General features: G+C 33.6%; 23 protein-coding genes. 20 read left to right on the plus strand and 3 right to left on the minus strand.

The window, feature by feature from the left end:
• The first annotated feature begins 1 nt into the window (after position 1).
• The 3 genes from BBS29_RS01465 to BBS29_RS01475 all read left to right on the plus strand — a co-directional run bounded on the left by BBS29_RS01465 (position 2) and on the right by BBS29_RS01475 (position 3006).
• Complete coding sequence (locus BBS29_RS01465; RefSeq protein WP_068128498.1) at positions 2-1183, plus strand: dihydrolipoamide acetyltransferase family protein; 1182 nt, start codon at positions 2-4, stop codon at positions 1181-1183.
• Positions 1184-1243: 60 nt separating this feature from the next.
• Complete coding sequence (locus BBS29_RS01470) at positions 1244-1681, plus strand: BrxA/BrxB family bacilliredoxin (protein WP_040928324.1); 438 nt, start codon at positions 1244-1246, stop codon at positions 1679-1681.
• A gap of 209 nt (positions 1682-1890) precedes the next feature.
• On the plus strand, positions 1891-3006 hold the full coding sequence (locus tag BBS29_RS01475; protein ID WP_068128375.1) for a M20/M25/M40 family metallo-hydrolase: 1116 nt from the start codon (positions 1891-1893) through the stop codon (positions 3004-3006).
• A gap of 25 nt (positions 3007-3031) precedes the next feature.
• Here BBS29_RS01475 and BBS29_RS01480 read toward each other — a convergent pair whose 3' ends face one another.
• Entirely contained in the window at positions 3032-3877 is an 846-nt protein-coding gene (locus tag BBS29_RS01480) for a helix-turn-helix transcriptional regulator (RefSeq protein ID WP_068128376.1), read from the minus strand.
• A gap of 97 nt (positions 3878-3974) precedes the next feature.
• Between BBS29_RS01480 and rnz the strand changes: the two genes are divergently transcribed.
• Positions 3975-4898, plus strand: coding sequence for a ribonuclease Z (gene rnz / locus BBS29_RS01485; protein WP_068128378.1), 924 nt, complete (start codon positions 3975-3977; stop codon positions 4896-4898).
• A gap of 13 nt (positions 4899-4911) precedes the next feature.
• Here rnz and BBS29_RS01490 read toward each other — a convergent pair whose 3' ends face one another.
• Complete coding sequence (locus BBS29_RS01490; RefSeq protein ID WP_068128379.1) at positions 4912-5895, minus strand: aldo/keto reductase; 984 nt, start codon at positions 5893-5895, stop codon at positions 4912-4914.
• A gap of 82 nt (positions 5896-5977) precedes the next feature.
• Between BBS29_RS01490 and BBS29_RS01495 the strand changes: the two genes are divergently transcribed.
• From BBS29_RS01495 to BBS29_RS01555, 13 genes are all read left to right on the plus strand, one after another.
• On the plus strand, positions 5978-6529 hold the full coding sequence (locus tag BBS29_RS01495; protein ID WP_068128382.1) for an NUDIX hydrolase: 552 nt from the start codon (positions 5978-5980) through the stop codon (positions 6527-6529).
• 65 nt (positions 6530-6594) lie between these two features.
• A complete protein-coding gene (gene fur / locus BBS29_RS01500; RefSeq protein ID WP_373554028.1) occupies positions 6595-7074 on the plus strand; it encodes a ferric iron uptake transcriptional regulator in 480 nt (159 codons plus the stop codon).
• Positions 7064-7954 carry a site-specific tyrosine recombinase XerD gene (xerD, locus tag BBS29_RS01505; protein WP_068128387.1) on the plus strand — a complete coding sequence of 297 codons (891 nt, stop codon included), beginning with the start codon at positions 7064-7066 and terminating at the stop codon, positions 7952-7954. Before fur ends, xerD begins: the two co-directional genes overlap by 11 nt.
• Before the next feature lie 16 nt (positions 7955-7970).
• Positions 7971-9143 carry a phosphopentomutase gene (gene deoB, locus BBS29_RS01510; protein ID WP_068128389.1) on the plus strand — a complete coding sequence of 391 codons (1173 nt, stop codon included), beginning with the start codon at positions 7971-7973 and terminating at the stop codon, positions 9141-9143.
• A gap of 137 nt (positions 9144-9280) precedes the next feature.
• The gene (locus tag BBS29_RS01515) at positions 9281-9988 is read left to right on the plus strand and encodes a segregation and condensation protein A (RefSeq protein ID WP_068128390.1); all 708 of its coding nucleotides are present in this window, start codon (positions 9281-9283) and stop codon (positions 9986-9988) included.
• A complete protein-coding gene (scpB, locus tag BBS29_RS01520) occupies positions 9988-10539 on the plus strand; it encodes an SMC-Scp complex subunit ScpB (RefSeq protein ID WP_068128392.1) in 552 nt (183 codons plus the stop codon). The genes BBS29_RS01515 and scpB overlap by 1 nt, the downstream gene beginning before the upstream one ends.
• Entirely contained in the window at positions 10532-11263 is a 732-nt protein-coding gene (locus tag BBS29_RS01525) for a pseudouridine synthase (protein ID WP_068128394.1), read from the plus strand. The genes scpB and BBS29_RS01525 overlap by 8 nt, the downstream gene beginning before the upstream one ends.
• An 81-nt stretch (positions 11264-11344) precedes the next feature.
• The gene (locus BBS29_RS01530; RefSeq protein ID WP_068128396.1) at positions 11345-11887 is read left to right on the plus strand and encodes a redoxin domain-containing protein; all 543 of its coding nucleotides are present in this window, start codon (positions 11345-11347) and stop codon (positions 11885-11887) included.
• A gap of 1 nt (position 11888) precedes the next feature.
• Complete coding sequence (locus BBS29_RS01535; RefSeq protein WP_068128398.1) at positions 11889-13547, plus strand: cytochrome c biogenesis protein ResB; 1659 nt, start codon at positions 11889-11891, stop codon at positions 13545-13547.
• 5 nt (positions 13548-13552) lie between these two features.
• Positions 13553-14758 carry a c-type cytochrome biogenesis protein CcsB gene (gene ccsB / locus BBS29_RS01540; protein ID WP_068128400.1) on the plus strand — a complete coding sequence of 402 codons (1206 nt, stop codon included), beginning with the start codon at positions 13553-13555 and terminating at the stop codon, positions 14756-14758.
• 12 nt (positions 14759-14770) lie between these two features.
• Positions 14771-15481 (plus strand): response regulator transcription factor, encoded by a 711-nt coding sequence (locus BBS29_RS01545; RefSeq protein ID WP_068128401.1) that lies wholly within the window; start codon positions 14771-14773, stop codon positions 15479-15481.
• Between the two features lie 44 nt (positions 15482-15525).
• Positions 15526-17178, plus strand: coding sequence for an ATP-binding protein (locus BBS29_RS01550; protein ID WP_179853820.1), 1653 nt, complete (start codon positions 15526-15528; stop codon positions 17176-17178).
• Positions 17175-17744: an ECF transporter S component gene (locus BBS29_RS01555; RefSeq protein WP_068128407.1), complete on the plus strand. Its 570-nt coding sequence runs from the start codon at positions 17175-17177 to the stop codon at positions 17742-17744. The genes BBS29_RS01550 and BBS29_RS01555 overlap by 4 nt, the downstream gene beginning before the upstream one ends.
• A gap of 78 nt (positions 17745-17822) precedes the next feature.
• Here the strand turns inward: BBS29_RS01555 and BBS29_RS01560 are convergent, their stop codons facing one another.
• Complete coding sequence (locus tag BBS29_RS01560) at positions 17823-18068, minus strand: ferredoxin (protein WP_068128500.1); 246 nt, start codon at positions 18066-18068, stop codon at positions 17823-17825.
• Positions 18069-18226: 158 nt separating this feature from the next.
• Here BBS29_RS01560 and BBS29_RS01565 point away from each other — a divergent pair, with 158 nt between their 5' ends.
• Genes BBS29_RS01565 through BBS29_RS01575 form a run of 3 tightly spaced genes read left to right on the plus strand, consistent with a single transcriptional unit; the run spans position 18227 to position 20441 of the window.
• Positions 18227-19183 carry a LysM peptidoglycan-binding domain-containing protein gene (locus tag BBS29_RS01565; RefSeq protein WP_068128409.1) on the plus strand — a complete coding sequence of 319 codons (957 nt, stop codon included), beginning with the start codon at positions 18227-18229 and terminating at the stop codon, positions 19181-19183.
• A gap of 15 nt (positions 19184-19198) precedes the next feature.
• A complete protein-coding gene (gene cmk / locus BBS29_RS01570) occupies positions 19199-19855 on the plus strand; it encodes a (d)CMP kinase (protein WP_068128411.1) in 657 nt (218 codons plus the stop codon).
• On the plus strand, positions 19845-20441 hold the full coding sequence (locus tag BBS29_RS01575) for a lysophospholipid acyltransferase family protein (protein WP_068128413.1): 597 nt from the start codon (positions 19845-19847) through the stop codon (positions 20439-20441). Before cmk ends, BBS29_RS01575 begins: the two co-directional genes overlap by 11 nt.
• Positions 20442-20483 lie beyond the last annotated feature (42 nt).

The following is a 20483-nucleotide window of genomic DNA, read 5'->3' on the forward strand; positions in this document are numbered from 1 at the left end:
AATGCCAAAACTCGGAGAAAGTGTGCATGAAGGAACAGTAGAAGCGTGGCTTGTTGAGCCTGGTAGTAAAGTAAATGAATATGATCCGTTATGTGAAATTTTAACCGATAAAGTAACAGCTGAAGTCCCTTCTAGTTTTGAAGGAGTGATAGAAAAAATACTCGTAGATGTTGGTGAAACAATAGAAGTCGGAACACCAATTTGTGAAATTAAGGTATCTAACAAAGTTCATGAAAAAGAACCAGAACAAAAATCTCAACCACAAACTAATAAAAAAGATAATAATAGTACAGACACACAAAAAGAGATTAAAAGAATATCACCTGTCGTGATGAGATTAGCATCAGAACATAACGTTAATCTAGATGATGTTGAAGGTACAGGACAATTTGGACGTGTTACAAAAAAGGATATTTTATCGTATATCGATAATCCTGTGAAAAATGAAGCACCAAAAACAGATAAATCATCGATCGGTATTAAAACTACTAGTGACACTTCTAGACTAGAATTAACCGGTGTTAAAAAAGCAATCGCAAATAATATGGTGAAATCTAAAACTGAAATTCCACATGCTTGGATGATGATAGAAGTAGATGCAACAGAGCTCGTTCATTTAAGAAATAAATATAAAAATGCATTTAAATCTGAAGGTATTAAATTAACTTATTTTGCATTCTTTATAGAAGCAGTAGCAAAAGCCCTAAATACAAATAAAATACTCAATAGCAGTTGGCAAGGGGATTCTATTCAAATCCACGATTCAATCAATTTAAATATCGCAGTATCCGCTGATGACGACTTATACGTTCCGGTCATTCATAATGCAGATATGTTGTCGATTCGAGGAATCGCAAAAAAACTTGCACAACTTGCTGAAAAAGGTAGAACACATGCGCTAACTTCGGAAGATATGCACGGTGGGACATTTACAATTAATAACACAGGCGCATTTGGTTCTATTCAGTCACTAGGCGTCATTAACCACCCACAAGCTGCTATATTACAAGTTGAATCTATCGTTAAAAAACCTGTTTTTATCGATGAAATGCTCGCAGCAAGATATATGGTAAACCTTTGTTTATCTATCGATCATAGAGTACTGAACGGTGTAGATGCAGGTAAATTTTTACAAGATGTTAAGAAAAATATTGAGTCTATTGATAGTGAAACAACGCTTTAATCTTTACAAATAAAATATTTAACATTACACTTTAATTATTACAGTAAAGAGGTGCTATCTATGGATTTAGATTTTAAAATATATATGGAAGATTTAGTGGAAAATGCGAGAAAAGAACTCACAGATGTTGGATACGAACAACTTTTAACGCCAGAAGAAGTTAATGAAGCGTTAGACAAAGAAGGTACTGCACTTGTGATGATTAACTCAGTATGTGGATGTGCAGGTGGTATCGCACGTCCAGCAGCGATTCACTCACTAAACTTCGACAAAAAACCAACACATTTATATACAGTTTTTGCCGGACAAGAAAAAGATGCAACTGAAGCAGTTCGTGAACGTACACCAGACTTTTTACCGTCATCTCCAAGTTTTGCGTTTTTCAAAGACGGAAAAGTGGTAGATATGATAGAGAGACATGAAATTGAAGGTCACGATGTCATGAGTGTCATTACAGATCTGCAAGCATGGTTTATGGAACACGGCGATGACATTTAAAAAAGTGGTCCATTGATGGACCACTTTTTCTTATAGTGCTGTGAGATAGCTTAATCCCATTAATAAACCTGAAACAACGATTAGGATAATCATTGCCCAAATGATAATGTTTTGTGCTTTTTTCGGCATATTGTGAACCCTCATTTTCTCAAATTATATAATTTTATATTACTTGTTCAAGTAATAATTTTCAACTAGGAGTGTAATTAATGAACAAAGAAAGATTAGTAGAACTATTAAAAGAACTCGTAATGATCGATTCAGAATCTGGTGATGAAAGAGAGATAGCTAATCGTTTATTTAAAGAGTTCGATGCGTTAGAATTAAAAGGTTTTGAAGATGATACACAGTCTGAAACAGGTTACGGTGCGGGGAACTTATTCTTTACGCTTGAAGGAAATAAAGAAATAGAACCGATTTGTTTTATGGTTCATATGGACACTGTTAAACCAGGTAACGGAGTTAAACCCGAAGTTCGCGACGGATATATGTACTCTGATGGTACGACAATTCTCGGTTCGGATGATAAAGCAGGAGTCGCTGCAGTAATTGAAGCAATTCGATCAATTAAAGAAAATAATATCCCACATGGTGATATTGAAGTTATCGTAACAGTTGGAGAAGAAACTGGTCTTGTCGGAGCAAAAGCTTTTGATACTTCAGTTGTTAAAAGTAAAATCGGTTACGCAGTAGACGGAACAGGTCAAGTGGGTACAATTGTAAACCGTGCACCTGCACAAAATAAAATTGAAGCACACATTCATGGTAAAAAAGCTCACGCGGGAATCGAACCAGAAGTCGGTGTATCTGCAATTAATATCGCAGCGCTAGCGATAAGTAATATGACACTTGGTCGCGTCGATGAAATGACGACATCAAACGTTGGTATTATTAAAGGTGGGGAAGCGACGAACATCGTATCAGACTATGCATATGTGTTACTTGAAGCAAGAAGTTTAGAAGAGGATCGTCTTGCAAAACAAACAGCACATATTGAATCTGAATTTAAAAAAGCAGCGCATAAACTCGGTGGAGAAGTCGATGTTGACATTGACTTAATGTATCCAGCACTGCATTCAGAGGAAGAATCAGAAGCTGTAAAACTCGCAAGCGATGCTTCCGTAAAAATTGGTCGTGAACCCAATATTATTTCTTTAGGTGGAGGCAGTGACGGTAACATCTTTGCAGGCCAAGGAATCGACACAGTCATTTTAGGCTTAGGATATGAAGAGATTCATACGACATCAGAAAGAATGCCACTCGAAGAATTATATAAAATCACAGAACTTATTATTAAAATGGTTGAGATACAAGCAACTAAATAATAAAAGGCGACATATGTCGCCTTTTTTAATCAATTATGGACTGCCATACTTGTACAATGACTGAATCGTCAATCGAGTGTGTAAGTCCTTTTATTAATTCTATTGAAAATGTTAAGTCTAGCTCAACGTGCTCTTTTACGAGCCATCTTCTAAATATATACTCGTAAAGTTTTTTTGTTTCGACGTCTAATTGACCGTCCGACTCAAAAATTTGATATAAACCACTAGGTGTATACGTCGTTGTAAAAGGTGTATTCATATCTGATGCTGTGCCGACGAATACTTGAATTTCTCCGTAACTATATCGTTCCATTACGAATAACCCTTTAATTGGTCCGTTATTATGCTTTAATATTTCGCTAATAATACCGCTATTTAGTAAGTAGTTTAAGTATCGAGTTTTCTTTTTCTCATTATAACTATTCATATTGAAAAATTCTTCGACACCAATTAATCGATACCCATCAAGTGAACGTGTTTCAGAAAAAGGTTCACGTTTTGTCGTAGGGTTTATTTCAAATGAAATACGGTATTGTAGAGGCATTTCTTCGATAAATTTATCAGTATCATACACGCTTATACCAAAGAATTTTTGATAATCATCTTTAAACTGCGCTAAATCTTTATGGTTATAGTATTTTATAATATCTGTTAAACGTCGATGACCATCATAAACCTCTAAAGCAATTTCAGTTAATTGACGGCGTTTTTGATAGTCTGCTGGAGACATCCCAACGAGAGCAGTAAATAGCGTTAAAAAACTTTTCGATTCAACATCCATTTCCATTAACACTTCATCGAAATCTATGTCTTCACGTAAATGATCTTCTATGAATACAATAAACTGTTCTATAAATTGAATAGAGTCCATAATGTCACCTTACTTTCCTTTATATATTATTCCACGAAGGGGTCTAAAAGACAAGATGACTATGATATAATTAGATTACTTTTATATGGAGGTTACTATGTATATTAATATATTAGGTTCTGCGGCAGGCTTACCTTCAAAAAAACGACATACTCAAGCGATAATTTTAGATATGGTTGATGAGCTCAACGAATATTTTTTAATTGATGTTGGAGAAGCATTTCAACATCGTTTACTAAATACGTCTATTAAACCATCTAAAATTAACCATATATTTATTACGCATTTACATGGTGACCACATTTACGGTTTACCAGGTTTTTTATCGAGCCGTGCGCATCAAGGTGGAGAAGGTAAACCACTAAAAATTTACGGACCAAAAGGACTTTCTGAATGGTTAACAACGACGTTTCAAGTAAGTGAGACAATATTGAATTATCCAGTTGAAATAGTGGAAATTGAAGATGGATCTTTTATCTCGATTAAAGATGTTACTATAGAGGTAAAAACACTTGATCATAATATAGAAAGTTTTTTATATGTATTTAAAGAAAATGATCAAAAAGGTGCGTTAAACGTTCTAAAGTTAAAAGAAATTGGTATACGTCCTGGCCCAATTTATAGTGAAATAAAAGATAGTGATACGTTTGTACATGATGGTGTTATTTATGATACGAACGACTTTTTAGGGCCTGTAATAAAAGGGAGAAAAGTATGTATTCATGGAGATACACGACCGCTTCAAAGTGAAGTATATTTCGATTTACTAAAAGACGCGGACTGCGTTGTTCATGAAGCGACATTTTTAGATCATGAATACGAAAAGGCGTATAGTTACTATCATTCTGAAATACATGACGTGTTAAGTATTCAAAAAGATTTACGTGTGAAACACTATATATTCACACATATTAGTAATCGATATGAGGAGGAATTTATTTCGAACTTTATTAAAACGTTACCTTCAAATGTGTCGATTGCACACGATTATTTTAAATATGAAATTGCTAGAAAAAAATAAGTCAGCCATTTTTTTATGGCTGACTTATTTTTTTACGTAATTTCTTCAAAACATTCTTTTTATCGTTATCTTCTTGATGTGTTACTGTTTTTGGATCTCTATGTTCTTTGTAATGTTTCTTCTCAACTTTAGAACAAATGTCTTCAATTACTTCGTCTCGTATAGTTTTTGCTGTTTCATAATGGCGTAAGTTTTTCTTGAGCTGAGAAACAGTACTTACACCTTGTACGATTACGACATTTTTATTCATTAAATATTTATAAGCGATAGCTTCAAGAGGGTAGCCATATTCTTTGATCATTAATATAATTTCTCTTAATTCATCCTGTGAATATCCCATATAACCATGTTTAAACTTTGTTTTAAGTGCTACATCATAATTTTCAGTGAGGAGTCCTTGCATTAACGGACCTCTGGCTAAAAATACATAGTCGTCAGATAGATATTCTTCACTTCGATTATCGATAATGTTTAGTGGTGCCATCAGTACTGATATATCACTATTTTCAGTGTAGTAGTCAATGACATTTTTACGCGTAGTTGAGATACCGTAACTTTTAATGTCGCCTTTTCTTTTTAATGATTCAAACTCACGGATTGTTTCATCCATATTATCGTGAACAGTTCCACCGTGTAACATTAATAAGTCAATCACATCGCGTGATAAACGAAGTTTTGACTGACTAACAGCATGTTTAATATATTCTGCACTTGGATTCCATTTAATTTTTTCACGAAGTGCTGCATCAAATTCATTACCTACTTTTGTTCCGATATTATAATCAAAAAACTGTCCGTAATCGAATAAAATTGAACCAATAACAGCTTCATTTTTCCCATATTGATATAAGTCCGCAGTATCGAAGTAGTTAATACCGGACTCAAATGCTAATCTAATAATCTCACTTAACTCTTCACGGTCATCTAGTGGTAAATTCATCGTACCTAGTGCAAATTGTGAAATGGATTGCTTATCTTTAGTAACAAAATGTTTCAAAATGTCACTCCTAACGTTTACAATATTATATATATATAAGTATAACTCAATTTAACTACTGAATATAGTGAGGTAATACAAGATGAATCAAAATGATGATCAATTAGTTGAAAAGAAACTATCGCATAAAGATATTTATAAAGGAAAAATTATTGATGTTACTGTGTACGATGTTGAATTACCAAACGGAGAAACGAGTAGTAGAGAAGTTGTGTATCATCAAGGTGCAGTAGGAATTATCGCTGTGCACGATGAATATATGTATTTTGTAAAACAGTATAGAATTGCGGCAGAAGAAGTTTTATTAGAGATTCCTGCTGGTAAGATAGAACCGAAAGATACACCTGAACAAACAGCTATAAAAGAGTTAAAAGAAGAAACGGGTCTAGTCGCTAAAGAGGTTCAATATTTACAAGAGTTTTATGTATCTCCAGGATTTTCTAATGAAATCATCTATTTATTTGAAGCAGATCAATTAGAGCTTGAAGAACAAAAATTAGATGAAGATGAATTTTTAGAAATTGAAAAAATTAAAATAACTGATCTAGAACACTTAATGAAAGAAAACGTGTTTAGAGATGCGAAAACGTTAATCGCAGTTCAACACGTTTTATATTCAAACAATTATAAATAAGAACATAAAACAGTCGTTTTTATTTAAACTATTTTAAATAAGCACCATTTCTAGTATAATTAACTATGAAAATCGGAGTGGTGCAAGTGGAAACTAAATTGAAAACAGTTAAAGAACAGTTACAACAATCAGGTTATAAACTGACACCTCAAAGGGAAGTCACGTTACGCGTATTACTTGAAAATAACAGTAAACATTTAAGTGCAGAAGATGTGTTTCAACGCGTTAAAGAAAAGTATCCTGAAATTGGTCTTGCAACTGTATATCGTACATTAGAATTACTATGTGATCTAAAAATTATTGTTAAAGCAAATTTCGGCGACGGTGTCTCAAGGTATGATTTTAAAGAGCCTGGTGCAAAGCACTTTAATCATCATTTAATTTGCGTAAAGTGTGGAAAGATTATTGAAGTTGAAGATGATCTTTTATATGACGTTGAACAAATCGTCGAACACGAGTTTAATTTTAAAGTACTGAATCATCGTTTGACATTTCACGGTGTATGTCACGAATGCCAAATGAAGGAAGACATTAATGAAAAATAACGAAAGAGATATAGAAGATTATCTGTCGTTTTTAAGAATAGAACGCGGTCTTTCTAACAGTACTTTAGACTCTTACGCACAAGACCTTAATTTATATCGCGATTTTTTAGATAAATTAGACCTTACTTTTAGTACAGTTTCTTCTACTGATATCATTAACTTTTTAAAAGAAGAAAAAGAAAAAGGCAAACGCTCGAAAACACTTGCACGACTCCAGTCAACGTTAAGAAATTTCCATCAATATTTAATTAATGACGGGAAAACAGATAAAAATCCTGCTGCACTTTTGAGTAGTATAAAAATCGAACAATCACTTCCTGACAGTTTAACGATTGAAGAGATGGAACAGCTACTAGATACACCGGAACCTACGACATCAGGCATTAGAGATAAAGTTATGATGGAACTACTCTATGCAACAGGTATCCGTGTTTCAGAACTCATTTCAATGAATACGATCAATGTAAATAGTGAAATGGGTTTTATTACTGTTGTCGGTAAAGGCCAAAAGGAACGTATTATCCCAATTACGGATTACGTCGCAGAGTTATTACAAGAATATATAGTCGATATACGAATCAATCTACTAAAAGATAAAGATACGGATGCATTATTTTTAACAAATCGTGGTAATAGTTTTACAAGGCAAGGCGTATGGAAGATGATTAAAAAGTATAATTTACTGAGTGGTATTTCAAAAAATGTCACACCACATACATTCAGACATACTTTTGCAACACATTTAATTGAAAATGGTGCAGACTTAAGAATTGTTCAAGAACTACTTGGTCATACAGACATTTCAACAACACAAGTATATACACATCTTTCTAAAAAATCAGTGAAAGAAATGTATGACAAATTTCATCCGCGAAAATAAAGGAAGAAGGTTAATTATGTTTAAAAGAATTCATTTAATCGTATTAGACTCTGTTGGAATAGGAGAAGCTAAAGATGCTGAAAACTTTGGTGATAAAGGAGCACACACTTTAAAACACACGTTAGAGTCTAAAGCAGTAGATCTTTCAAACCTTGAATCACTTGGTCTAGGATGTATAGAAGAATTACCTGGATTAAATTGTCCTGAACAACCGAATGCATTTTTTGCGAAGATGAGTGAAGTATCACGTGGAAAAGATACGATGACTGGTCATTGGGAAATTGCAGGTTTAAACATTAAAACACCATTTAAAACATATCCAGACGGATTTCCTGACGCACTTATCAAAAAAATAGAAGAAAAAACGAATCGTAAAGTCGTATGTAATTTACCATATTCAGGAACTGAAGTGATCGATGATTACGGTGAAGACCATATGAAGACGGGTGATTTAATCGTCTATACTTCAGCAGACCCTGTACTTCAAATTGCTGCACATGAAGAGGTCATTCCTGTCGATGAATTATATGAGATTTGTGAAACGGTCCGTGAACTGACATTAGACGATGAGTTTTTAGTTGGTCGCGTAATTGCAAGACCATTCATTGGAGTAGGTAAAGGTAAATTTACAAGAACTGAAAATCGTCACGATTATGCACTCAGTCCGTTTGAACCGACTGTATTAGATGCGTTAAAAGATAACGATTATACAGTATATGCCGTCGGTAAAATAAATGATATTTTCAACGGTCAAGGTATTACCGATATGGTTCGTACGAAAAATAATATGGATGGTGTCGATAAATTACTCAATGTTATGGATAAAGATTTTGAGGGACTATCATTTACTAACTTAGTAGATTTTGATGCAGTTTATGGTCACCGAAGAGATAGTGAAGGATATGCGGATGCATTAAAAGAATTCGATGACCGTTTACCAGAGATTTTTAGTAAATTAAAAGAAGATGATTTACTGATTATCACTGCAGACCACGGTAATGATCCAACATTTACAGGTACAGACCACACACGAGAGTATGTTCCATTAATTGTAACTTCAAAAAAGCAGTTTGATTACAAAAAAATAAATGACCGTAAAACTTTTAGTGATGTAGCTGCTACTATTGCAGACAATTTTAATGTACAATTTAGTACACATGGTAATAGCTTTTTAGGAGAAATAAAATAGATGGATAAGGCAAAAGTATTTGTATTTCTATTTATATTGATCGTCTCGTTAATTTGGGGTTTCATTTACTGGATATACGTCGTCTAAGACTAAACGTCACGTTTAGTCTTTTTTAATTAAAGATAGGTTGTGAACTTATGAAAAATTATGAAGTAGAGTTAGACGTCTTTCACGGACCACTCGATTTATTACTTCATCTTATTAAAGAGTTAGAAATTGATATTTATGATATACCGATGGCAGTTTTAACGGAACAATATATGAATTATATTAAGCAGATGACAGAGCTTGAAATTAACGTTGCGAGTGAATATTTAGTTATGGCGAGCGAGCTTTTAAGAATTAAAAGTAAGATGCTTTTACCTGAACCGCCACTTGAAGAATATACAGAAGATCCGCGTGAAGAGTTAATTTCACAATTGCTAGAGTATCAGAACTATAAAATGTATGCTGAGGAGTTAAAGCAACTAAAAGAAGCAGCTGAACAATTTTTAGTGAAAGCACCTCATGAATTTGAAGAAGTCGAAGTGAGTGATACATTTTCTATTTCCCTAGAAGAACTCATTACAGCTTATAACAAAGTAAGACAAAGAGTTGACGTTCAAAATACACACAGTTTTATTACAACAGAATCGTATACACATGAGGAAGCGACACTCTTTTTAAAAAAACGGTTTGAAAATCAGAATGAATTAACGTTAGAAGAAATGTTTTCGTCTGGCGTAAAACGATATCAAGTCGTTCAAATATTCCTAACGCTGTTAGAAGGTATTAGCCAAAGCACATTTAAGTTCGAAAAAAATAACGATGAATATACATTTATAAAATTAAAGGACGTAGCATAATGAGTGTAGAAAAAATTGATATCGTAGAAGCGATGCTTTATATCGCAGGAGACATTGGTGTGAAAGAGTCATCATTAATTAAAAATATCCCAATTACAAAAGATGAGTTAGAACAATCTGTAGAGTTATACAACAAACATAAAAAACACTTAAATATTCTCGTTCATGAAGACATTTATTATTTAAAAACGACTCCGATTGTTGAAGAATACATTCTAAAGTTATTAAAGGAACGTCCAAGTAATAAATTGTCAAACCAAGCTTTGGAAGTATTGTCTATCATTGCGTATAATCAACCAGTAGCAAGAGGTATGATTGAAGAGTTACGAGGTGTATCTCCAGACGGTCCAATTCAGACACTTTTAAATAAGAATTTGATTCAACGTGTATTCATTGAAAATGACCGCCGAACATTTTATAAGACGACACAGACATTTTTAGAGATTTTCGGTCTCGAGACAATTACAGATTTACCAAGTGCCGATGAAATTGAAGAAGATGAACATATCGAACTATTCTTTAATCAGTTAAAAGGAGAAAATGATGAGTAAAGTTAGATTAAACAAAAAAATTGCAGATGCAGGTATAACGTCCCGTCGTAAAGCAGAACAATTAATATTAGATGGTCAAGTAAAAGTAAACGATAAAGTATGTAAAGAACTTGCAACGTTCGTTACTGATAAAGACAAAGTAGAAGTTAATGGTATTCCAATTGAAAATGAAACGCCCATTTATATTCTTTACCATAAACCGACAGGAGAGGTGTCTACAGTAAGTGACGATAAAGATCGTCGTACGGTTGTAGACAAGTTCGACCACTTAAATACACGCATATATCCAGTTGGTCGTCTAGATTACGATACTTCGGGAATTTTATTACTCACAAACGATGGAGAATTTACAAATTATATGACCCATCCACGTTATGAGGTAGAAAAAACATACCGTGCAAAAATAAATAAAAGTTTAACAAATAGAGAACTTAAAGAGTTAGAAAACGGAGTTATGCTGGAAGACGGAAAAACTTCTAAAGCAATCGTTGAAGTGATTCGAGATAAAAAAGATATGGATATGATTGTACAATTAACGATTACTGAAGGTAGAAACCATCAAGTCCGTCGTATGTTTAAATATTTTGATGCAGAAGTAATTAAACTTAAGCGTATCGGCTACGATTTCTTAACAATTGAAGGAGTTCCGACTGGTGAATATCGTTTCTTAACACCACATGAAGCTAAACAATTAGTCGGACATGCAAAAGCAGTTTCGAAGTAGTTTAATTGTCAAAGTTCTGTCAAAAACAAGATACTATAACTGCTATAATATATATAAGATATTAAAGAGGGGGAGAGTTCATTGAGTAGATCCGTACGTAATATCATACGTATAACGATTATTATCGGAATCGTTGTATTAACTGCTGTGACTCTGTGGTTCAATTTTTCATCGAAAAATCAATCGACAAAAGTCGGAGATACCGCTGTAGATTTTAAATTGAAAACAACAGAAGGTGAGGTCATACATCTATATGAACTCACTAAAGAAAAAGGAGTCATCATCAACTTCTGGGGTACATGGTGTAAACCATGTCGTGAAGAAATGCCACACTTAAGTGAAGCGAACGATTTAGGTGATGGTAGTGATTATGAGATTATTACAGTCAATGTTTCAGAAAACAAACAACAAATAAATCAATTCTTAAACAGCCTTGACGAAGAAGTCAATTTAAGAATGGCTATGGATAGTGATCGTAGCGTAACTAAAGCTTATAACGTTGGACCTTTACCAACGACGATTGCTGTTGATAAAAATAATAAAATTGTTAAAAAACAAGAACATCAGTTAACTCAAGAAGACATACAAGATTTTATAAAAGTATTAAATGATAAAGGTGAATAATATGTCTAGCGAAAATGATTCAATCAAATGCCCGCACTGTGGACATGTCAATCCACCGGGAACTCAATTATGTCAGTCATGTGGATTACTGATTAATGAAGATTATGACAAAAAGAAAATTAAGGATGTCATGCGTTATGATGGAAGTGCAGTTCGTTCTAAAGTAAAATCGTCTTCTTTATTCGATAAAATATGGATATTTTTCACTTCCATTAGAAACGGTGTCATTATTATCGCGTTAATTGCTATCGCATCGGCAATCGGAACGATTCTACCACAAGAATACTTTATTCCTGTCGGTGCAAATGCAAGTGATTATTACTATGAAAACTATGGTTCGTTTGGAAAATTATATTATAGTTTAGGATTGCATAACTTATATTCTTCATGGTGGTTCTTACTATTAAATGCAATGCTCGCATTGTCTATTATTGCGGCAAGTATCGACCGTGGAGTACCATTATTTAAAACACTATATAATCAAGGGGTTAAAAAACACCCTTCATACTACAAAAGACAAAGAATATACCTACATAATGAAGATGTAGCAAATGATGATGTTGATCAGTTAATTAGTGAATTTAAAAAGAAAAAATATAATATTCGCAAAGAAGATAACTCGTACCTCCTTGAAAAGGGGCGTTTGTCTCGTTATGGTCCGTACATTAACCATACTGGATTAATTATATTATTAATCGGAAGTATGCTTCGCTTCTTCCCTGGAATGTATTTAGATGAACTTGTCTATGCACCTGAAGGAGAGACGGTACAACTTCCAGGTACAGGAGGTCAATATTATATTCGTAACGACAAATTTATTATTGACACGTACGATAAAGATTCAGGATCAGTGTTCGATAAATCTTTAAGTACGCAAGGTGAACTTGCAAGTAACTATCAAACAAATATTACGTTTTATGAAAATGAATCTGCAGATATCGTAGGTTCAGAGCCTGATTTAAAAGAAATCGATCAAGCTGAAATAAAAGTAAACCATCCGTTTATACATGACAGTTATCACTTATACCAGTCGAGCTTTGATATGTCTGCGATGAAGTCGATGACGTTTGAACTTCAAGATAAAGAAGGGAATGTATTATCCGAGCCGTTTGAGATTGTCTTTAAAGATTACTTGGATACGTACAAAGTTAAAGGTAAAAATGGAAACGACTTTGAAGTCCAACTTAGGTCGTTTGCACCAGACTATGCTGGAGTTGGTAATAACGGAACGTTAATTTCTAACACACCTGTTCCACGAAATCCTGCATTCTTATTTGAAGTTAATGACAGTGAAGGTAGCGAGGAGTATTCTCTCATTCAAATACAGAATACAACAGATATTTCCAAAGATAATAAATACAGTATTAAATTTGTATCGATGGAAAACGAAGTTGTTAGTGTATTAACACTTAAGAAAGATAAAACGATGTTCTTAATCGGTGCAGGTTTTGTTATTTTCTTAATCGGTGTGTTTATCGGTTCATATGTTAACCATAGACGTATATGGATTAATACTGATAATGGTCTTACACTTGCAGCACATACGAATCGTAACTACTACAGTATTACAAAAGAGATTAATGAAGCACTCGATAAGTATAATTTAGGCTATGTAGAAGATAGCGACTCAAAAGTTCATAACGAACGAATGAAAGGATAATGGTTATGACCGATCATCTACTATTAAAAATAAGTAACATCTCAATTTATATAGGATTTATTTTATTACTCATATCACTCGTACCACTTGGTATGAGTATTAGCTCTAAAAGATCAGCGCGTTACGCGAATATAGCAGTTTGGATTGTTACTCTTGCATTTGTACTAGAGCTTGCATATTTTGTGTTTAGATGGCTTGCAACTGGACATGCGCCAGTATCAAACCTTTTTGAATTTATTGCAATGTTCTCTATCATGCTAATTTTTGGATACTTAGTAACGTATCACTACTATAAGACGAAAGTTTTTGGATTATTTGCGATTCCTATTTCATTATTATTACTTGGATATGGTGCGTTATTCTCAACAGATGTTGCACCACTTATTCCAGCGTTACAAAGTAACTGGCTTGCAATTCACGTAATAACAGTAACGATTTCATACGGGATATTATCGATGAGTGCTGTTGCGGGATTCATTTATTTACTAAAAATTATTCCGGAGAATGAAAAGTCTTGGAGATCATTTTCTCTAGAAGCAATTACGTATTTTATAATCGTCATTTTGACATATATGTTAATCATGGTTCTTATGCGCGGTGTCGTGAAATACGAAGCAGACTTCTTCTACGTTGATCAGCAAGGGAATGACTCCGTTGTAACGTATAATTTACCAAGCTTAATTAACTATAAAGACTCAATTCCAGTTGAGCATTTAGGAAATAATGAATACGACCGCACAGAACACTTTACAACAGGTATTGAAGTGCCACCGATCATTAAAGCTCATTCATTAAATACGGTGATTTGGTCTCTTGGTGTCGGTTTAATTGTTTATGGTTTATTACGACTCATTTTAAGAAGACGTATTTACACATTACTTAAACCAGTTGCAAATAAAGCCGACTTAAACTTAATGGACGACATTGGATATCGTTCAGTAATAATCGGTTTCCCATTATTTGCATTAGGTGGTATTTTCTTCGCAGCAATTTGGGCACAAGCAGCTTGGAGTAGATTCTGGGGCTGGGACCCGAAAGAAACATGGGCGTTTATTACGTTTATGTTCTATACAATTTTCTTACACTTACGTATTAATAGAGGGTACGAAGGTGAAAAATCAGCGTGGTTAGCCGTTGCAGGATTTTTCTTAATCTTATTCAACTTAGTCGCAATTAACTTAATTGTCGCTGGCTTACATTCATACGCTTAAAGAGGTGACGAAATGTCGAAACGTAAAGTATTGGTTGTAGATGATGAAGAAAGAATTCGTAAACTTGTCATCTTATATTTAGAAGCAGATGATTATGAAATTACAGAAGCAGATAATGGTGACGATGCTTTAGAACTTGCACTGAATGAAGACTTTGATTTAATTATTTTAGATGTAATGATGCCTGGAAAAGATGGGTTTGAAGTGACGAGACAGCTAAGAATGCATAAGTCAACACCGATTCTCTTATTAACTGCTAAAGGTGAAGAAAATGACGTATTAGAAGGTTTTGAAGCAGGTGCTGATGATTACGTTAAAAAGCCATTCTCTCCACGAGAAGTGTTACAGAGAACTAAAGCTATTTTAAAACGTTCATCACAAACTGCGTATATGAAATTCGATTCATCAAGTCGCGACATTATCGTCTATGAGCATCTAGAAATTGATAACGACGCACACAAAGTAACTGTAGATGGACAATATGTAAATTTAACGCCGAAAGAGTACGAGTTATTACTATTTTTAGCTGAAAATCCTGACAAAGTATTCGATCGTAAAGAACTGTTAAAAGAGGTTTGGAATTATGAGTTTTACGGTGATTTACGAACAGTCGATACACATATTAAACGTTTGAGAGAGAAGTTAAATGATGTATCTGTCGATGCAAGTTTAATGATTCAAACTGTTTGGGGCGTCGGATATAAATTCGTGGTTACAGAATGACGCTTAAAAATAGTTTAGTTGTAAAACTGTGGTTTACTATCATCATGATAGTAACCGCAGTTTTAATTATATTGTCCATTAGTTTAGCTTTTTACTTTAGAAACTACGCTCTAAATAGTAGCGATCAAAAACTATTAAACGATTTAGAGCGTATAGAACAAGAAATACTCAGTCAACACGAACCTGTCATTGAATCTACAAAAGTAATTACTGAAGAGAACTTAATCATTTACCAAGACGGTCAATTTGTATCGAGTAATACAGAGACAGACCGATCTGTGTTTAACTACATTTTAAATAGTGAAGGCCTACAAGAGGATACTTTTTTCGTTAAAGATGAAGAAAACATCGATTACATGGTAAAAGTGCTTAATATGACGCAGTACTATGATACAGATACAATGCTTATAAAATACTCGGATATGTCACCGATTTATAAATCGATACGTGATATTACGATGATCATATCAGTGAGTGCTTTTGTATTATTTATCGTTACGACGTTATTTGCTTTTATTTTAATCCAAAGAATTACTGATCCATTAATTGATTTGAGAAATGCTTCGTTAAAAATGGCAAGTGGAAAATTCCAAAAATTAGAAGTTAAAAATTTTGATGAAATCGGAGAATTGACACTTGCATTTAATAAGATGAGTGAAGATATTAAAGGAAATATCGATAACCTCGAGTATGAGAAAAACTTGAGAGAATCAATATTCACATCAATTTCTGATGGTATAGTATTTTTTGATGAATCAAACTGTCAAATTTACCGAAATAAAGAAGGTAATACATGGTTCAAAGAGATTTCACAGCATGAAAGCTTAATAGAAAAAATTAACGAATGTATTATTCGCTGTCGGGAAAACTTTGAATCTTATTCGATTACTGAAGAGCTAGATACAGATACGTATATTGAAATTTTCTTTACACCTGTGAATTATGCAGAGTCAAAAACAGGTGTTACGATGACTATCCGTAACGTGTCGCATGAGAAGAAACTAGAGACGATGCGCGCACAGTTTATATCGAGTGTATCTCATGAGTTAAAAACTCCAATGGTTATGGTCACTGGTTATACTGAGGCATTACTAGATGAAATTGTCACTGATCCAAAAGAAGTAAAGAATATGTTAAGTATTATTAAAGAAGAATCTGACCGTATGAATCACTTAATCAACGAGTTAATTGAAATTAATAAGTTAGAAACTGAATCGGGATTATTTAATATTAAAGTAAATGATTTAAACGTGTTGATGGCTGATTTACAGAAGCGATTTGATTATGAAATGAAGAAAAATCAGTTGAACTTTAAAGTTAAAAATAGGCTAAATAATTCTCTCGTTCCTTTTGACTATGATAAAATGTACCAAGTGTTTACGAATTTAATCGATAATTCAATTAGATATACTTCAGACGGAGATACTATATCAATAAACATTGACGAAACGAACACTCATGTAGTGATTACATTATCTGATACAGGTATTGGTATGAAAGCTTCAACGCTAAATCGTATATTTGAACGTTTCTATAAAGAAGATAAAGCAAGAACCAGAGGTAAACAAGGTACAGGTCTTGGACTTAGTATCGTAAAAAGTATTATTAATGGCCATAAAGGAACAATTACGGTTGATAGCGAGTACGAAAAAGGCACGACATTTATTATGACGTTAAGTAAAGGAGAACAACTATGAACCAGTCACAGATTTACAAAATAATTATGATTAGTATTTTATCAGCGATTTCTTTTATACTCATGCTGATAAGCGTACCACTACCATTCTTTCCACCATTTTTAAAGTTTGATATTGCAGATATTCCTGCCTATATAGGATTTATACTATTCGGTGGTGGAGTCGGAGTTTTAATTATAGTTATAAAAATTATCATATATGGTTTTCTCGTTTCCAGTGAACCAATCGGTCCGATAGCGAATTTACTCGCATCACTTAGTTACTTAATTCCGATATATATTATCTATGTTAAAAGTAAAACGAGCAAAAGTTTAATAACGGGAATTGTCGTCGGTACACTATTCATGACGTTCGTGTTATCGATACTTAATTACTTTATCTTATTACCATTATATGGAATGATTTTAGATCAGCGTGCAGTGTTTGAAAACGTAAAAACACTTGTAACAGTAGGTATCATTCCATTTAACATCGTAAAAGGTATTTTACTCGGTGTAGTCATCTATATCGTTCACACAAAATTAATTCCAATACTGAAAAAGCAAAAAGAAAAGAGTACTCTGTAAAACTGATGTGCTACCCTAAAGTTGGATTTTAGTGTCCAACTTTAGGGGTGCAGCTCATTAAAAACAGAGTACTCTTTTTTATTCAAACTTTAACGGATCTCCGTCGAACGGTTCATCGGCTACTTTTATGGAATCTGTCGGACACCCTAGATACGCCATCTCAAGGTCACCAAGGAGTTCTTCAGGAACAGGTGTTATACCTTCATTGTTATCGAGTATGGAGTACGAAATCCCGTCATCGTCATAATCGAAAATATCCGGCGCTGATGCTCCACATGCTCCACAAGCAATACAAGTGTCCTTGTCAGAAATAGTATATTTAATCGTCACATTGTCACCTCTTAATAACACTATATTAAGGTGTTTATTTCTTCTTTTCAACCAATTGCTTTTCAAAAATTCCTCGCTTTCGAATTCCCTTTAAAAGTATAGGAAAAAAGACTATAATAAAAGTACTAATGTATGTAGGGTAGGAATGTATTATGAAAGATGATTTTTATAAAGATATACAGCATAAACGTACTGATACAAATAAAGATGAACGAACAAGACGTCGATCTAGAAAAAATAAAGTAGACGAACAGTTCAGCCGTAGCGCGAAGTATAATCGTGAAGAAAATAAAACTGTAAAAAATGAAAATAAAAAAGAAAACAAACCTAAAAAAGATGACGATAAGTCTGTAATTGCTGCAATTTTAGCATCCTTCAAGAGTACTTCATCGAAATATGGTGATCAGTTTTCTAAAGAGATGCAGCAATCAAAATCAAAGTTAAAAGATTTTAAAAACAAACATTTAAACACTCAATCAATTAAAAACAATAAAAATAAAAAGTCTCTACTCGTTTTACTCGCACTTTTAATTCCGTTAACTCTCGTTTTAGGTGTAATGATTGTCTCTAACTTTTGGCCTTCAGGTGACGGTATAGATGAAAAATCTGTTGCAAGCGATAAAAAAGAAGAGAACACGAGACAAATTGACAAAGAATTTGAAAGTAAAAAAGCTGAATTAGAAAAGCAGTTTGCAAAAAACAAAGATAGTAACTCTAATAAAAAGAGTAAAGATAATAAAGACGGTGAAGAAGTCGCTTCAAATAAAGATGGTAATCTGCCAGCGAAATACTCTGAAGAACAAATCGCAAGTCTTGAAAAGCTTGGTCAATCAGTCATCTCGTCTAAGAAAGAATCTGACGTAAAGAAGGCCGAACAAAAAGCAGCTGAAGAAAGAGAACGTGAACGCCAAGCTGAAGAGGCTAAAAAGAAAGAAGAAGAAGAGAAAAAAGTCGGAGCGACACACGTTGTTACTGCGCAAGATAACTTATACCGAATTGCACTTAAATATTACGGAGCTGGTACAGAAGAAAACATCCAGAAAATAAGAAGCGCGAACGGTATTTCAGGAAACAACTTAACAGTTGGTCAAGAACTCATTATTCCATAAGAAAAGGTGTCATGAATGTCAAAAATTAATATAACAATTGATGGTCCTGCTGCCGCTGGTAAAAGTACCATCGCAAAAATTGTTGCGAACCATTTAAATTATAAATATTTAGATACCGGTGCAATGTACCGAGCGGTTACTTTATATTCTCTGAATCTAAGTGAATCACTTACGGAATCAAATATTACAGACGCTAAAATAAATTTTAGTGAATCTGGAGATGTATTTTTAAACGATACGAACGTTACGAAAGATATTCGTAATAGTGAAGTAACAAATAAAGTAAGTTCTATTGCTTCGATCGATTTTGTACGTGATTATCTCGTTGATATGCAACGTGAAATAGCAGCAGATAAAGGTATTGTAATGGACGGTAGAGATATCGGTACTGTTGTAATTCCAGATGCTGAGTTAAAAATTTATTTAACAGCGAGTCCTGAAATTCGTGCAAAACGTCGACTTATTGAAGAAGCTCGTGGAAATAATATTACATTAGATAATTTAATTAAAGAAATCATCGCACGTGATGAAAGTGATATGAACCGCGAACATTCACCTTTAAAAAAAGCAGACAGTGCAATAGAGATTAATACTGATAATATGACGATTGACGAAGTTGCATCGGCAATTTTAAATTATGCACGCGAAAGGATTAACGACAATGTTTTATAAAATTATGAAAGTATTTGTGACGTTATATTACCGAGTCCGTCATAAAATCACAGTCATCGGTGAAAACAACATTCCAAAAGAAGGTCCAGTTTTACTCGCTGCAAATCACAAATCATTACACGATCCACCAGCAATTGGTATTTCCGTAAAACGTGAGATGTCATTTTTTGCAAAATCTGAGCTGTTTAAAAATAAATTATTCGGAGCAGCAATCCGTAATTTAAATGCAATACCTGTCAATAGAGGTAAAGGAGATCGTGCGGCATTAAAAACGTCGATCGAGGCATTAAAAGAGGGACGTATGCTTTTAATGTTTCCTGAAGGGACACGTAACAAAGATAAAAAGGATGAGTTAAGACCTCTTCAAGAAGGTGCAAGCTTTATCGCAATGAGTGCAAAAGCGCCGATTGTGCCAGTTGCTGTACGTGGAAATTATGATGATAAAAATGGCGTAACGATTATATTCGGTCAACCAATATATACAGATGAGTTAAGGAAAGATGGATTAAAGAGAAAAGATATTACGAAAATTTTAGAAAATAATCTAAATAATTTGTTAAATGGACCTTTACACCTTGACAAATAGCTAGATTTATAGGAACTTAATAGTATTAAGCGTTTTAAAATT

It is taken from the genome of Nosocomiicoccus ampullae (assembly GCF_001696685.1).
Classification (GTDB): domain Bacteria; phylum Bacillota; class Bacilli; order Staphylococcales; family Salinicoccaceae; genus Nosocomiicoccus; species Nosocomiicoccus ampullae_A.